Annotated in this window: 11 protein-coding genes; 8 read left to right on the forward strand and 3 right to left on the reverse strand. The window is 59.8% G+C overall.

The annotated features are described in order from the left end of the window. The first annotated feature begins 29 nt into the window (after positions 1 to 29). The 3 genes from B723_RS00515 to B723_RS00525 all read left to right on the forward strand — a co-directional run bounded on the left by B723_RS00515 (position 30) and on the right by B723_RS00525 (position 2,923). A complete protein-coding gene (locus B723_RS00515; protein ID WP_017340869.1) occupies positions 30 to 1,883 on the forward strand; it encodes a DUF4105 domain-containing protein in 1,854 nt (617 codons plus the stop codon). A gap of 118 nt (positions 1,884 to 2,001) precedes the next feature. Continuing rightward, positions 2,002 to 2,358 (forward strand): hypothetical protein, encoded by a 357-nt coding sequence (locus B723_RS00520; RefSeq protein WP_017340870.1) that lies wholly within the window; start codon positions 2,002 to 2,004, stop codon positions 2,356 to 2,358. Positions 2,359 to 2,428: 70 nt separating this feature from the next. Continuing rightward, on the forward strand, positions 2,429 to 2,923 hold the full coding sequence (locus B723_RS00525) for a GreA/GreB family elongation factor (RefSeq protein WP_017340871.1): 495 nt from the start codon (positions 2,429 to 2,431) through the stop codon (positions 2,921 to 2,923). Here B723_RS00525 and gdhA read toward each other — a convergent pair. Next, positions 2,920 to 4,257 (reverse strand): NADP-specific glutamate dehydrogenase, encoded by a 1,338-nt coding sequence (gene gdhA / locus B723_RS00530; RefSeq protein ID WP_017340872.1) that lies wholly within the window; start codon positions 4,255 to 4,257, stop codon positions 2,920 to 2,922. The genes B723_RS00525 and gdhA overlap by 4 nt on opposite strands. A 291-nt stretch (positions 4,258 to 4,548) precedes the next feature. Beyond that, positions 4,549 to 6,213, reverse strand: a complete 1,665-nt coding sequence (gene ettA, locus B723_RS00535) for an energy-dependent translational throttle protein EttA (RefSeq protein WP_017340873.1) — start codon at positions 6,211 to 6,213, stop codon at positions 4,549 to 4,551. A gap of 285 nt (positions 6,214 to 6,498) precedes the next feature. Here ettA and B723_RS00540 point away from each other — a divergent pair, with 285 nt between their 5' ends. From B723_RS00540 to B723_RS00565, 5 genes are all read left to right on the forward strand, one after another. Beyond that, entirely contained in the window at positions 6,499 to 10,347 is a 3,849-nt protein-coding gene (locus tag B723_RS00540) for a bifunctional diguanylate cyclase/phosphodiesterase (protein WP_017340874.1), read from the forward strand. 235 nt (positions 10,348 to 10,582) lie between these two features. Next, positions 10,583 to 11,836, forward strand: coding sequence for a serine hydroxymethyltransferase (glyA, locus tag B723_RS00545; protein WP_017340875.1), 1,254 nt, complete (start codon positions 10,583 to 10,585; stop codon positions 11,834 to 11,836). Positions 11,837 to 12,110: 274 nt separating this feature from the next. Beyond that, positions 12,111 to 13,424, forward strand: coding sequence for a C4-dicarboxylate transporter DctA (locus B723_RS00555; RefSeq protein ID WP_017340877.1), 1,314 nt, complete (start codon positions 12,111 to 12,113; stop codon positions 13,422 to 13,424). Between the two features lie 53 nt (positions 13,425 to 13,477). After that, positions 13,478 to 14,182: a FadR/GntR family transcriptional regulator gene (locus B723_RS00560; protein ID WP_031319131.1), complete on the forward strand. Its 705-nt coding sequence runs from the start codon at positions 13,478 to 13,480 to the stop codon at positions 14,180 to 14,182. A 24-nt stretch (positions 14,183 to 14,206) separates the two neighbouring features. Next, positions 14,207 to 14,896: a GntR family transcriptional regulator gene (locus B723_RS00565; RefSeq protein WP_017340879.1), complete on the forward strand. Its 690-nt coding sequence runs from the start codon at positions 14,207 to 14,209 to the stop codon at positions 14,894 to 14,896. A 53-nt stretch (positions 14,897 to 14,949) separates the two neighbouring features. Here the strand turns inward: B723_RS00565 and yjiA are convergent, their stop codons facing one another. After that, the gene (yjiA, locus tag B723_RS00570; protein ID WP_017340880.1) at positions 14,950 to 15,921 is read right to left on the reverse strand and encodes a GTPase; all 972 of its coding nucleotides are present in this window, start codon (positions 15,919 to 15,921) and stop codon (positions 14,950 to 14,952) included. Between the last annotated feature and the right edge of the window lie 127 nt (positions 15,922 to 16,048).

Here is a 16,048-nt window from a genome sequence, read left to right on the forward strand (position 1 = left end):
TTTATTCTCGAATCTCTAAGTTGCCCACTATGCTCAAACGCCTTGCCTGGCTGGCGCTCTGTGTCTGCGCCCCGCTGTCCGCCGCGCCACACATCGACAATCAACGTTTGCAGCAACTGGCCAATGACCCCTTCTGGATTTCCCTCGGTCATTACGAAACCGCCAAACTGGGCGGCTGGCGCAGCTATGTCAGCGACAGGAAATTCTTCCTGGCGCCCGACGGCAACGAACATCCCGACCGTGAACTGGCCGCCACCGTGCAAGCGCTGTACGCCCCGGCCACTGCCGGCGAGCAGCACGCGCAGTGCGTCTATCCGGCCCGTACTCGCTGGCTGAAAGCACAACTCAATCTGACCGACCTGCCTTCCCTGGACTGCGCCGAGTTCAAGCAATGGTTCAAGGATGTCTCACCCCATAGCGCGGTGATGATTTTCCCGGCGGCCTATCTGAACAGCCCGTCATCGATGTTCGGCCACACGTTGCTGCGGATCGATCAGGCGGGTGTGCAGAGCGACAAGACGTCACTGCTCAGCTACGCGATCAATTTCGGCGCCTACATCGAAGGTTCGGACAACAGCATCCTCTACGCCTGGAAGGGCTTGATGGGCGGCTATCCGGGCCTGTTTGCGCTGGTGCCGTATCAGGAAAAACTCTCGGAATACCGCAGCCTCGAAAACCGCGACCTGTGGGAATACCGGCTGAACCTGACGCAGCAAGAAACCGAGCGCATGGTCGAGCATGTCTGGGAGCTCAAGCAGATCCAGTTCGATTATTTCTTCTTCGACGAAAACTGCTCCTATCGCCTGCTGGAATTACTGCAAGTGGCGCGTCCGAGTTTGCGCCTGACCGAACAATTCCCGCTGACCGCGATTCCAACCGACACCGTCAAAGCCGTCAAAGAAGCCGGTCTGGTGGAGTCGATTGAGTATCGTCCGTCCCGCGAGCGTGAGCTGCTGAGCCGCGCCGAACCGTTGAATCCTGAAGAGCAGCAGTGGGTGCTGAAAGTCAGCGCCGACCAGAAACAATTGCAGGAGCCAGCATTCAAGGCGCAATCGCGCGAGCGTCAGGCGCTGATCATCGACGCGGCTTACCGACTGGAACGCTACCGCGCCAACGGCCAGGAGCGCGACCCGCAACGGGCCCAACGCAGTTTCGAATTGCTGCGCGCGATCAACCAGAACCCGCCCCCCGAGCTGAACATTCCCCAACCCGGCCTGCCTGAAGACGGCCATGAATCGCGCACCTGGCAAGCCGGCATCGGCACCCGGGGCGACAAGGCGTTTGGTGAATATGGCCTGCGCATGGCCTATCACGACCTCAACGACAACTCGGAAAGCTTCCCCCTCGGCGCGCAGATTGAAATCCTGCAGATGAAACTGCGCCAGTACGAAGGCAATCAATGGCAGTTGCAGCAACTGGACCTGGCGACCATTCGCTCCCTGACACCGCGTAATGAGTTGTTGCAGCCGCTGTCGTGGCAAGTCACGGGCGGCCTTGAGCGCGTACCGGGCAAACATGACGATGAAACCCTGGTCAGCCACGTCAACGGCGGTGGCGGCGGCACCTGGCAGTTGAGCGAGGACATGCTCGGTTTCGCCTTGGGCACGGTGCGCGTCGAGCACAACAATGACTTTGCCGGTTTCATCGCTCCGGCGGCGGGTTTCAACAGCGGCGTGCTGTGGAAGAACCCGCTGGGCAACTTCAGCCTTGAGGCCAAGGGAGATTTCTTCACCAATGGCGAAGTGCGTCGTAGCGTGAGCCTGAACCAGCAGTGGGAATTGTCGCGCAACCTCGGTTTGCGCCTGAGTGCACAGCGTGAATTCAGCCACCTCGCCTCCCCTGAAAACGAAGTGATGCTTGAGGTGAAGTGGTATCACTACTGACTCAGAAGCACCTGCTCCCCTGTGATGTTGAATGGATTTTTCACAGAGCGACTACAAACGCCTCACGAATCCACTCCTAGACTTCACGTATAGGCCGTCGCACGGCCGGGAGTCCGAGATGTGGCGTTGTGTAGGTATGGTGGTTGTGTTGATGTCGATCGCGGGCTGCCAGACCACCCATGAAGATTTGATTGCCAAGGGCTATCCACCGGCCTTCGCCGACGGCTTCGACGACGGCTGCAGCAGTGGCCGACAAGCTGCCGGGGCGATCACCGGTGAATTTCGCAAGAACGTGCCGCGTTATCTCAAGGACAAGCAATACGCCGAAGGCTGGAGCGATGGTTTTCGCCAATGCCAGGCCATGCGCGAAAGCGAAGATCGCGAGGACTATCGCAGCCACCATTGGGACGAGCGTGAAAGAGCCTGGCAGCACCAGAAAGACCAGGACGCCGCCCGTGCGTTTCGCTCGCAATGAGTCGCTTCCAGACATCCGCCGAAACTAAAAGACAGTGACCATGGCCCAAACCCTATAACGGGAGAAAACCATGAGTCGCGCCTTCGTCAATGAAGATAACGCTGCTGCGCAAGCCGATCAGCCAGTCGAACGGCAGGTCAGCGCGCAGCCCAATTACGTCACCCCCGCCGGACTTGCCCAGTTGCAGGCGAAAGTCGCCGAGCTGCAACAGTTGCACAGCGACCAGTCCGCCATGGGCGAGCAGGCCGACAAGCAGCGCCAGGCTGACCTTGAGCGGGATTTGAGGTATTTCAATCAGCGCCTGCAAAGCGCTCAGGTGGTGACGCCCGCCACCTCAACGCAAAAGGTGCAGATCGGCAGCCGGGTAACGTTCGCCGACGAACACAGCGCCGAGCAAACCGTGCAACTGGTCGGCGAGGACCAGGCCGATGCGGCGGCGGGCCTGATCAACTGGGGTTCGCCGCTGGGCCGGGCATTGCTCGGGGCGCAGCTCGGCGACGAGGTGTTGTGGCAACGCCCGGCGGGCAATCAGATGATCGAAATCATCCGCATCGAACCGGCTTAAACCACGCCTTGGGCGAGCATGGCGTCAGCGACTTTGACGAAGCCGGCGATGTTCGCGCCTTTGACATAGTTGATGCGACCGTTCTCTTCGCCGTAGTGCACACAGGCGTGGTGGATCGACTGCATGATCCCGTGGAGCTTGCTGTCCACTTCACCCCCGGTCCACAACAGGCGCATCGCGTTCTGTGACATCTCCAGCCCGCTCACCGCCACCCCGCCGGCATTGGACGCCTTGCCCGGCGCGAACAGGATTCCCGCCTCGATGAACAGGTCCACGGCCTCAAGGGTGGTTGGCATGTTCGCGCCTTCTGCCACACAGAGGCAGCCGTTGCCAAGCAATGTGCGAGCAGCCTCGGCATTCAGCTCGTTTTGCGTCGCGCATGGCAGCGCGATGTCGCACGCCAGGTTCCAGGGGTGCTGGCCGGCGCGAAACTCCAGGCCGAAGCGACTGGCCAACTCGCCGATCCGTCCACGCTTGACGTTTTTCAACTCCAGCAGCGCCAGCCATTGCTCTTCGGTCAAACCGCTTTCGCAGTGCAGCGTACCTTCGGAATCCGAGAGCGAAATCACCTTGCCGCCCAGGTCCATGACCTTGCGTGCCGCGTACTGTGCAACGTTGCCCGAACCCGAAATCGCGACGCGTTTACCTTCGACGGTTTCACCGTTGCGCTTGAGCATTTCCTCAGCAAAGTACACGCATCCGAAACCGGTCGCTTCTGGGCGAATCAGGCTGCCGCCATAGCTCGGGCCCTTGCCGGTCAATACGCTGGTGAACTGGTTGCTCAGGCGCTTGTACTGGCCGAACAGGAAACCGATCTCGCGGGCCCCCACGCCGATATCGCCGGCCGGCACGTCAACATCTGCACCGATGTGACGGTACAGTTCGCTCATGAATGCCTGGCAGAAGCGCATGACTTCAGCGTCGCTTTTGCCTTTCGGGTCGAAGTCCGAGCCACCCTTGCCGCCCCCCATGGGCAAGGAGGTCAGGGAGTTCTTGAAGGTTTGTTCGAAGGCGAGAAATTTCAGTACGCCGAGGTTGACCGAAGGATGGAAACGCAAGCCGCCCTTGTACGGACCGATTGCACTGTTCATCTGCACCCGGAAACCGCGATTGACCTGCACCTTGCCCTGATCGTCGACCCAGGAAACCCGGAAGACAATGGCCCGCTCCGGTTCGCACATCCGCTCCAGGATCCCGGAGGTCAGATAATGCGGATTGGCTTCAAGAAACGGCCACAGGCTGCGCAGGACTTCTTCCACAGCCTGATGGAATTCAGGTTGATCCGGGTCGCGTTTTTTCAGTCGGGCAAGGAAGGTTTCGACGGATTCGATCATGGAAAAGTCTCGGTAAAATTTATTATCGTTGGAGAAGATTGAGCCGGACTTTAGCAAACGGAATGCGCACCACGACAGCGCAAAATGTCGCAGTTATGAAATTAAATGGTGCGCTGGATATAAATAATGCGTGTTTAAGCCGTTCGTCGCACCTAAACAGGGATTCACAATTCAAGTATTGCACCGTCATGGAGATCGCTTTCACGAGCAAGGCGCGCCGCGGTCTTTCTGAGGCCCATAAAAAAACGGAGCCTTCGGGGCTCCGTTTTTTTTCATGCAGCCAACCCGATATCAGGCCAGTTTTTTGTGCCGTACACGATGCGGCTGGGCAGCCGCTTCGCCGAGGCGTTTTTTCCGATCGGCTTCGTACTCGGTGTAGTTGCCTTCGAAGAACACCGCTTGCGAGTCGTCTTCGTACGCCAGGATATGCGTCGCCACACGGTCAAGGAACCACCGATCGTGAGAGATCACAATGGCGGCGCCCGGGAAGTCCAATAGGGCTTCTTCCAGGGAACGCAGGGTTTCAACATCGAGGTCGTTGGACGGTTCGTCGAGCAGCAGGACGTTGCCACCCTCCTTCAGGGTCAGGGCCAAGTGCAAGCGACCGCGCTCACCACCGGACAGGTCCTTGACGAACTTCTGCTGATCGCCGCCCTTGAAGTTGAAGCGACCGACGTAGGTACGCGACGGAATCTCGTAGTTGCCGATGCGGATCTGGTCCGAACCGTCGGAGATCTGCTGGAACACGGTCTTGCTGCCGTCCAGGTCTTCGCGGCTCTGGTCGACGCACGCCAGTTGCACGGTTTCGCCGACTTCGATGCTGCCCGAATCCGGGGTTTCCTTGCCCATCAGCATGCGGAACAGGGTCGATTTACCGGCACCGTTACCGCCGATCACGCCCACGATGGCGCCCTTCGGCATCGAGAACGACAGGTTGTCGATCAACACGCGATCGCCGTAGCCCTTGGTGACGTTCTTGAACTCGATGACCTTGTCACCCAAGCGCGGACCGGCCGGGATGTAGATCTCGTTGGTTTCCGAACGCTTCTGGAATTCCTGCGATTGCATTTCTTCGAAGCGTTGCAGACGTGCCTTGGATTTGGACTGGCGGGCCTTGGCGCCTTTGCGCACCCACTCCAGTTCTTCCTTCATGGCTTTTTCGTGGGCCGACTGCTGCTTGGATTCGGCCGCCAGACGATCGGACTTGGCTTCGAGCCAACCGGAATAGTTGCCCTCGTAAGGAATGCCCGCGCCACGGTCGAGTTCAAGAATCCAGCCGGCAACGTTGTCCAGGAAGTAACGGTCGTGCGTGATCGCAACGACGGTGCCCGGGAAGTCGTGGAGGAAATGCTCCAGCCAGGCGACGGAGTCAGCATCCAGGTGGTTGGTCGGTTCGTCGAGCAGCAGCATGTCGGGGGCGGACAGCAGCAGGCGGCACAGGGCTACACGACGCTTTTCACCACCGGAGAGGAATTCGACCTTGGCGTCCCAGGCCGGCAGGCGCAACGCATCGGCGGCGACTTCCAGTTGGCGATCCAGGTTATGACCGTCGCTGGCTTGCAGGATGGCTTCGAGCTTGGCCTGTTCGGCTGCCAGCTTGTCGAAGTCGGCATCTTCATCAGCGTAAGCCGCGTAGACCTCGTCCAGGCGCGCCTGGGCGTTCTTGATCACGCTGACCGCTTCCTCGACCACTTCACGCACGGTTTTGGTCGGGTCCAGGATCGGCTCTTGCGGCAGGTAACCGATGTTCAGCTCCGGCATCGGACGGGCTTCGCCCTCGAACTCGGTGTCGACACCGGCCATGATTTTCAACAGCGTGGATTTACCCGAACCGTTAAGGCCGAGCACGCCGATCTTGGCGCCAGGGAAGAAGGACAGCGAAATGTTTTTCAGGATTTCCCGCTTCGGCGGAACAACTTTGCCCAGCCGATGCATGGTGAAGACGTATTGAGCCATGGAGAACCTTGGGTCAGTGACAGATGAATGATTAGGGCGCAGGCGATGCCTGGCCAGGCCGTGCGCGTCGCTCGATTGAAAGCTATCAATATGTGCGCGCTGAAAAAGCCTGATTCTAGGAGCTGGAACGCTCCCGCGTAACCGGCAAAGCTACCTGAATGACGAGAGGCAGTCCAGCCGGGAGGGACTGGCACTTTGCCACAACTCAAGGCATGCTAGCCGCCCTCCGGGCGTCCGGCTTATAGTGCACGTCGCGCCAGTCCAGCCAAACCGCAGGATTACAGTTTGTCCAATGTCACTCCGCCCCTGATCCCCCGTGCACCGACTGTTGCGCCCGGCTCCCCCCTGCGCGGAACCTTGAAGGGTGCGCTGGCGACACTGGTGTTGCTGCTGCTCGCCCTGCTGTTCTGGCAACTGCTGGATCAGCTGCGCGAAACCCAGAAAAACCAGCGTCAGTACACCATCGACTACACCGCCGATCTGGCCGCGCAAGTCAGCCTGAACATGGCACTCAACGCGCAGATCGCCCTCAATCTGCTACCGATCGTCGAACAGCCACAAAGCGCCGACGAACAGCAGGAGTTGCTTCGCAAGCTGCAAAAATCCTTGCCCGACCTGATCAGTCTTGCGCTGTTGAGTCCCTCCGGCAAAATCCTCAGTGACAGCGCCACCGACAGCGAGGACGCCGACTACCTCGCCGACCTGGTTCGTCACAGCCGTCGCCAGGCCCACTATTTCAGCAACGCCGATAACGGTTCGACGGTGCACTTGCTGCTGCATCAGTCCAGCGGCAGCACGCGTGGCTACTGGGCCCTGCGCCTGAAGCCGAGCTTTTTCTCGTCACTGACCAAACAGAACGAAACCGGCATCCGCCCAATGTGGCTGGTGGAAAACCGCTTCAACCACCAAGTCATCAGTCGCGATGATTCGCGCCCCTCGGCCAAGCCGGGCGAGCTGACCGAAGAGGATGTGGCCAACAGCGTGCTGACGGTTCCCCTGAGCAGCAGCGACTGGCAATTGCGCGGTTTGTTCGACCGCAAGCGCGTGATTGAGGAATTGTTACCGGCGTTCATCGGCAAATGCCTGTTGGGACTGGCGCTCTCCCTGCTGCCGCTGATTGCCCTGCTGAACATGCGCCGCCGTCAGCGCCAGGTGACTGAAGGTCGTCGGCGCTACAAGGATATTTTCGAAGGTACCGGCGTGGCGCTGTGTGTACTTGACGTGTCGGGGCTCAAGCAGGCGTTCGACAAAGCCCGGTTGCACAGCAGCGAACAACTGCGTGGCTGGCTGGAATCTGCGGAGCAACGGCAGCAATTGCTGCAGGAACTGCGCATCACCGAGGTCAACCAGGTTGCCCTGCAACTGCTCAACGTCAACACCTGCGAACAAGCCTGGAAACTGCTGATCGACGGCAATCCGCTGGACGGCACTGCCATCGGCAATCAAGTGCTCGACGCGGTGCTCAACCAGCAGAAACAGCTCGAGCTGGAGATAAAACTCCCGGACGCCAACGGTCGCGACCAGCACTTGTGGCTGGTGCTGCGCCTGCCGGAAGACCAGGATGACTATAAAGCGGTGATCCTGAGCATCAACGACATCACCAGCCGCAAGCTCATTGAATTGTCGCTGCTCGAGCGTGAAGGGTTCTGGTCCGATGTGGTGCGCACGGTGCCGGATCATCTGTATGTGCAGGACGTGATCAGCCAGCGCATGATCTTCAGCAACCACCACCTGGGCCAGACACTCGGCTACAACCGCACCGAGCTGCACCAGATGGGCGAGTACTTCTGGGAAATCCTCCTGCACCCCGAAGATGCCGACCACTACCACCGTTCGCGCCAGACCCAGCGTCACGCCGGCTACACCCAATTGCTGCAATGCCAACTGCGCTTCCGTCATCGGAATGGCCAATGGCGGCGGTTCGACATTCGTGAGCAGGCGCTGGCGCGGGACAAACATGACCAGGTCACCCGTATCATCGGTGTGGCCAAGGACATCACTGAGCAGATCGAAGCCAGCGAGTCCCTGCGCGACAGCGAGCAGCGTTACCGGATGCTGGCCGAAAGCATCAGCGACGTGATCTTTTCCACCGACAGCAAGCTCTCGCTCAACTACGTCAGCCCGTCGGTGCAGGCCGTGCTGGGCTACGACACCGACTGGATCTTCCAGAACGGCTGGCAGACGACCATTGCCAACCCACAGCAATTGTCCGGTATCTACAGCCTGATGGACCGCGTCAGCAAGGCGCTGGACAAGCCCGACCAACTGGCGTTGCTGCGCAGTCAGGTGCAAACCCAGCTGTTCCTGTTCGATTGCCTGCGGGCCGACGGGCGCAAGATTCCTATCGAGCTGCGCCTGGTGCTGGTCTGGGATGAACACGGCGCCTTCGAAGGCGTGCTCGGTGTCGGTCGCGACATCAGCCAACAACGCCGCGCAGAGAAAGACCTGCGCATGGCGGCCACGGTATTCGAACACTCGACCTCGGCGATTCTGATCACCGACCCGGCGGGCTACATCGTCCAGGCCAACGAAGCGTTCAGTCGCGTGAGCGGCTATGCGGTGGAGCAGGTGCTCGACCAGTTACCGAACATGCTGACCGTCGACGAGCAGCAGGAAGCGCATCTGCGCTATGTGCTCAAGCAACTGAACCAGCACAGCACCTGGGAAGGCGAAGTCTGGCTCAAGCGACGCAATGGCGAGCATTACCCGGCGTGGGTCGGCATCACGGCGGTGCTCGACGACGAAGGCGATCTGGCCAGCTACGTGTGCTTCTTCAGCGACATCAGTGAGCGCAAGGCCAGTGAACAACGGATTCACCGCCTCGCCTATTACGACGCCCTGACCCACCTGCCCAACCGCACGCTGTTCCAGGATCGCCTGCACACCGCCTTGCAATCGGCGGAACGGCAGAAGTCCTGGGTGGTGCTGATGTTCCTCGACCTGGACCGTTTCAAGCCGATCAACGACTCCCTGGGCCACGCTGCCGGCGATCGCATGCTCAAGGAAATGGCCACGCGCCTGCTCGGTTGCGTCGATGACGACGACACCGTAGCGCGCATGGGCGGCGACGAGTTCACCCTGCTGCTGCAACCGCGCATCAATCGGGAAATCGCCCTGAACCGGGCGATACACGTGGCGGAGCAGATCCTCGCCAGCCTGGTGAAACCGTTCGTGCTCGAAGGCCGCGAGTTTTTCGTCACCGCCAGTATCGGCATCGCCCTGAGTCCGCAGGACGGTAACGAACTCAGTCAGTTGATGAAGAACGCCGACACCGCGATGTACCACGCCAAGGAACGCGGCAAAAACAACTTCCAGTTCTATCAGGCCGACATGAACGCCAGCGCCCTCGAGCGCCTGGAGCTGGAAAGCGACTTGCGCCACGCCCTGGAGCAAAACGAATTCGTTCTGTATTACCAGCCGCAGTTCAGCGGCGACGGCAAACGCCTGACCGGCGCCGAAGCCTTGCTGCGCTGGCGTCATCCACGCCGTGGCCTGGTGCCGCCGGGGGACTTCATTCCAGTGCTCGAAGAACTCGGCCTGGTGGTGGACGTTGGCGACTGGGTGATCAGCGAGGCGTGCCGTCAGCTCAAGTCCTGGCATCAGGCCAAGGTGCGGGTGCCGAAGGTCTCGGTGAACATCTCCGCCCGGCAGTTCTCCGACGGCCAGCTCGGCACGCGGATCGCCACCATTCTCAAGGAAACCGGCCTGCCGCCGGCGTGCCTGGAACTGGAACTGACCGAAAGTATCCTGATGCGCGAAGTCAGCGAGGCGATGCAGATTCTCGCCGGGCTGAAAAACCTCGGGCTGAGCATCGCGGTCGACGACTTCGGCACCGGTTATTCATCGCTCAACTACCTCAAGCAGTTCCCGATCGACGTACTGAAAATCGACCGCACCTTTGTCGACGGATTGCCCTCAGGTGAACAGGATGCGCAGATTGCCCGGGCGATCATCGCCATGGCCCACAGCCTCAATCTTGCGGTGATCGCCGAAGGCGTGGAAACCCATGAGCAACTGGACTTCCTGCGTGAGCATGGTTGCGATGAGGTTCAGGGGTATCTGTTCGGGCGTCCGATGCCGGCGGGCCGGTTTGAAGCGCAGTTCAGCAATGATGCGTTGTTCATGTTCGACTGAAGCGCAATTATTGTGGCGAGGGAGCTTGCTCCCGCTTGAGTGCGCAGCGCTCACAAGATTTTTGGGGCCGCTTCGCAGCCCAACGGGAGCAAGCTCCCTCGCCACAGGCCGGCATGATCACCGCTGATCCCGTCATGAAGCCCACTTGTCTGCGACATGATCTCCTTTCATATGCCATCTAAAACCCATTGGGTTAGAATGCCCCCCTTTTCTGCCCCGATCCTTGAGGACCGCCATGTTCAGCCGTGATTTGACTATTGCCAAGTACGACGCCGATCTCTTTGCCGCCATGGAGCAAGAAGCTCAGCGCCAGGAAGAGCACATTGAGCTGATCGCTTCGGAAAACTACACCAGCCCTGCGGTGATGGAAGCTCAAGGCTCGGTACTGACCAACAAGTACGCCGAAGGTTACCCGGGCAAGCGCTACTACGGTGGTTGCGAGTTCGTCGACATCGTCGAGCAACTGGCTATCGACCGCGCCAAGGAGCTGTTCGGCGCCGATTACGCCAACGTTCAGCCACACGCCGGTTCGCAAGCCAACAGCGCCGTTTACCTGGCGCTGCTGCAAGCAGGCGACACCATCCTGGGCATGAGCCTGGCCCATGGTGGTCACCTGACCCACGGTGCCAGCGTTTCTTCCTCCGGCAAGCTGTACAACGCCGTTCAGTACGGCATCGACGCCAATGGTCTGATCGACTACGACGAAGTCGAGCGTCTGGCCGTTGAGCACAAGCCGAAAATGATCGTGGCCGGTTTCTCTGCGTACTCGCAGATCCTGGACTTCCCGCGCTTCCGTGAAATCGCTGACAAGGTTGGCGCTTACCTGTTCGTCGACATGGCCCACGTGGCCGGTCTGGTCGCCGCTGGTGTCTACCCGAACCCGGTTCCTTTCGCTGACGTGGTGACCACCACCACCCACAAGACCCTGCGCGGTCCACGTGGCGGTCTGATCCTGGCGCGCGCCAACGCCGACATCGAGAAGAAGCTGAACTCCGCGGTATTCCCGGGCGCCCAGGGTGGCCCGCTGGAGCACGTGATCGCCGCCAAAGCGATCTGCTTCAAGGAAGCCCTGCAACCTGAGTTCAAGGCTTACCAGCAACAAGTGGTGAAAAACGCCCAGGCCATGGCCAGCGTATTCATCGAGCGCGGTTTCGACGTGGTCTCCGGCGGTACTGAAAACCACCTGTTCCTGCTGTCGCTGATCAAGCAGGAAATCTCCGGTAAAGACGCCGACGCCGCTCTGGGCAAAGCGTTCATCACCGTGAACAAGAACTCCGTGCCAAACGATCCACGCTCCCCGTTCGTTACTTCCGGCCTGCGCTTCGGCACTCCGGCTGTGACCACTCGTGGCTTCAAGGAAGCTGAGTGCAAAGAGCTGGCCGGCTGGATCTGCGACATCCTGGCTGACCTGAACAACGAAGCGGTGATCGACGCCGTTCGTGAGAAGGTCAAGGCCATCTGCAAGAAGCTGCCGGTGTACGGCGCTTAATCAGCCCGCTAAACCGCAGCAATGAAAAAACCGGCCAGCGATGGCCGGTTTTTTTTGACTGAAATTCCTGACGGCTAATCTGACGGCAGCTCCTACGGGACCAGCACCACTGGTCAGACCGGTAATGCCAATTTGTCTGCTTACCCTTGTAATCCTGAAAAAATCCAGCGTAGACTGCGCCTGCACTGGACATACCGGTAAGACCACAATAATTAAGTCCTGAATCTGATGCGCCCCGCGCACGGCAGCCAGGACACCGACCAGGATTCCTCCCATGCTCAGATGGTGCTCGCGTTCAATCTTCCTCCAAGTGGTTCTCGGACTGGTGCTCGGCATCGTCTGCGGGCTGACCCTTCCCGAATATTCCGCCCAGCTCAAACCGCTCGGTGACGGCTTTATCAAGCTGATCAAGATGCTCATTGGTCTGATCGTGTTCTGCGTGGTGGTCAGCGGCATCAGCGGAGCCGGCGACCTGAAGAAGGTCGGGCGCATCGGCCTGAAATCGGTGATCTACTTCGAAGTGCTGACCACCATTGCCCTGGTGATTGGCCTGGTGTTCGCGTTCACCACCGGCATCGGCAGCGGCGCGAACATTCATCTGGAGCAGTTGTCCGCCGCCGACATGGGCGACATCGCCCAGCGCGGTCAGCATATGCAAACCACCTCGCAGTTCCTGATGAACCTGATCCCGAGCTCGGTCATCGGCGCCTTCGCGGAGAACAACATTCTGCAAGTGCTGCTGTTTTCGGTGCTGTTCGGCAGCGCGCTGAACCTGGTGGGCGAAGCGGCATCGGGTATTTCCCGGTTGATCAACGAGCTCAGCCACGTGATTTTCCGCATCATGGGCATGATCGTGCGCCTGGCGCCGATCGGCGTGTTCGGCGCGATCGCTTTCACCACCAGCAAATATGGCCTGGATTCGCTGCAACACCTGGGCAGCCTGGTCGGTCTGTTTTACCTGACCTGCGTGGCGTTTGTGACACTGATTCTCGGCCTGGTGATGCGCCTTTCGGGCCTGAAGATGTGGCCCTTGCTCAAATACCTGCGTGAAGAATTGCTGATCGTCATGGGCACCGCGTCGTCCGACGCCGTGCTGCCTCAAATCATGCGCAAGCTTGAGCATCTGGGCATCGGCAGCTCGACGGTGGGCCTGGTGATTCCAACCGGGTACTCGTTCAACCTGGACGGTTTTTCGATCTACCTGACCCTGGCCATCGTCTTCATCGCCAATGCCACCGGTACGCCGCTGGCCATGACCGATCTGCTGACGATTCTGCTGGTGTCATTGATCACGTCCAAAGGCGCCCACGGGATTCCCGGCTCGGCGCTGGTGATTCTGGCGGCGACGCTGACCGCGATTCCGGCGATTCCGGTGGCCGGCCTGGTGCTGGTGCTGGCGGTGGACTGGTTCATGGGCATCGGCCGCGCGCTGACCAACCTGATCGGCAACTGCGTTGCCACCGTGGCCATCGCACGCTGGGAAAAAGACATCGATATCCAACGGGCAAATAAAGTGCTTTCGGGTCAGGTCGGTTATACCTTCCAGCCGAAAAAACCGGTTGCCCCGGCGCATCAGCAGGAATTTTAAACAACATGTGCCTGCCTGCGGGCGGGCACATTCATCGCGACTTGGAGCGAACAGTGATTACCTCGTCAACCGTCGTCAATTCAGTGGTAGAAAAACTTCGGGCCGCCCTGGCCCGTGGTCAGTGGCGCTCCGGCGAAATGTTGCCGGGCCAGCGTGAACTGGCCGAGCAACTGGGCATCAGCCGCCCTAGCCTGCGCGAAGCGGTGATCGTGCTGGAGACCCTCGGCCTGGTGCGTTCGATGCCCGGCAAAGGCGTGGTGGTGCTGGACGCCCATCTGAGTGACAGCCAAAGCCACGACAGCGCGGTGGCCGGTGCAAGCCTCGAAGATGTGCTGCAACTGCGCTACACCCTTGAGCCGTTTATCGTCGGCCTGGTGGCGCAATCCATCAGCAGCAAGGAAGTCGGGCAACTGCGCCTGACGTTGATGGACATGCGCGAAGCCCTGGAGGCCAACGACAGCGAGGCGGGCGTAAACGCCTACATCGCCTTCCACGAAGAGCTGTTCACCCTGACCTCGAACCCGATCTTCCAGAGCGTGGTGCAGCAGACGAGCAATGCCCTCAAGCAAAGCGCACAGGTGTTGCGCAACTCCCCCGAGCATCTGGCTGAGCGTCTGGAAGAGAACGAAGCCGTGGTGCGCGCGATTCGCAGCAAGAACAGCGCCCAGGCCAGTGCCGAAATGCGCCGCCATATCCTTCGCGAAGGAAAGCGGATGGGCATCGAATTGAATATTCCGGACGACAACCTCGGCAGTTGAAACCTATAAAACCGGAGACAGGCCATGAACAGCTTCGCTTCACCACACACTCTTGTCGCCCTGCCCTTTTCTCCGCCGGCGGATGATCTCTACTCGCGAGTCTTCGACGCCATTCTCGAGCAACGCCTCCATGCTGCCAGCCGCTTTACTGAAGAGAGCCTGGCGCAAATGTTCGGTGTTCGCCGCAGTGAGATTCGCGGGGTGTTGACGCAACTGTCCCATCAGCAGGTCATCGTCCTTCGGGCCAACCATCGCCCCCGCGTCGCCATGCTCGATAGCGAGTTGATTCGGCAGACACTGCATGCCCGGCGGTTGACTGAGACCATGGTGGTGCGGCTGGCGTGCCAGCAGCCCCGGTCACAGGACTTGAAATGTCTACGAGCCCTGATCGATAGCGAGCGTCACTGTGCAGCGCGTGGGTCGGCGATTCGGTTGTCGGGGGAGTTTCATCTGAAGTTGGCGGAAATGGCGGGGAATGCACCATTGGCGCATTTTCTGGGCAGCCTTGTGCCCCTGTCTTCGCTGGCGATTGCGCAGGTTGAGGTGCAGGTGGAGGGTTATTGCGATTGGCAGGTGCATGCAGGGATTCTGGATGCAGTAGAGCGTAGCGAGGCAGTCAAGGCGGTCATGCTGCTCAGCAGGCATCTGGATTATCTGGAGGAAACATTGCTGAGCACGGGACCGGGCCTGAGCCAGAATCGTGTTGCGGGTTAGATCGCCATCGCGGGCAAGCCCGCGATAGCGTCATCACTGACGCTACACATATTTCAGCCCGCGGCCACCCGCGCAAAGCCCTCTCGAATTTTCTCTTCCGGCAGATCATCGGCGATAAACACGATCACGCTTTCACGCGCCTCGCCGTCCGCCCATTCCGTATCCCAATCGAATCCGTACAACTTCAGCACACCCTGAAATACCATCCGCCGCGGCTCACCGAGAATGCTCAACACACCTTTGTAGCGCAGCAGTTGCTTGCCATGATCTTCCAGCAGTTCGTTCATGAACTCGCTGAGCTTGTCGATATCCAGCGGCTTGTCAGTGCGCAGCACCAGGCTGGAAATGCGGTCGATGGAAGGCGCCTTGCTGACCGGGCGCAAACTCACGCCGCCACCCAGGTCGGCATTGAGATTGAAACCACGCACGTCGAGCAATTCGGCCAGGTCGATCTTGCCGTGGTCGACCACGCGGATAGGCGCGCGACGGTTGATGCGGGTCAGGCGTTCGCTTAATGCGGTGAACGTTGGCTCGTCCACCAGATCGCGCTTGCTCACCAGCAAGCGGTCGGCAAAACCGATTTGTGCCTGGGCGATGGTTTGGGTCAGATGAGTATCGGCATGCGCCGCGTCGACCAGGGTGATGATGCCATCGAGGATGTAACGCTCGCGCAATTCTTCGTCGATGAAAAAGGTTTGCGCCACGGGGGCCGGATCCGCCAGGCCGGTGCACTCGATCACCAGGCGGTCGAAGGCGATTTCACCGCTGTCCAGGCGTTCGAGCAACAGGTAAAGCGCCTTGGTCAGGTCAGTGTGAATCGTGCAGCAGACGCAGCCGTTGGACAGCGTCATCACTTGCACCGGCTCATCACCCAACAGTTGGGTGTCGATGCCGGCGTCGCTGAATTCGTTTTCGATCACGGCAATTTTCAGGCCGTGCTCGGTTTTGAGCAGGTGGCGCAGCAGCGTGGTCTTGCCGGCGCCAAGGAAGCCGCTGAGGATTGTTACCGGGATGGGAGAGGACAAACTGGATCTCCTGTCTCACAAAGTTAAAGTATCAACACAAAATAAATGTGGGAGCTTGCCTGCCAGCGATGGCGGACTGTCAATCAACAAGGATGTTGAATGTTCAGCCGCCATCGCTGGCAGGTTA

It is taken from the genome of Pseudomonas fluorescens NCIMB 11764 (assembly GCF_000293885.2).
Classification (GTDB): domain Bacteria; phylum Pseudomonadota; class Gammaproteobacteria; order Pseudomonadales; family Pseudomonadaceae; genus Aquipseudomonas; species Aquipseudomonas fluorescens_B.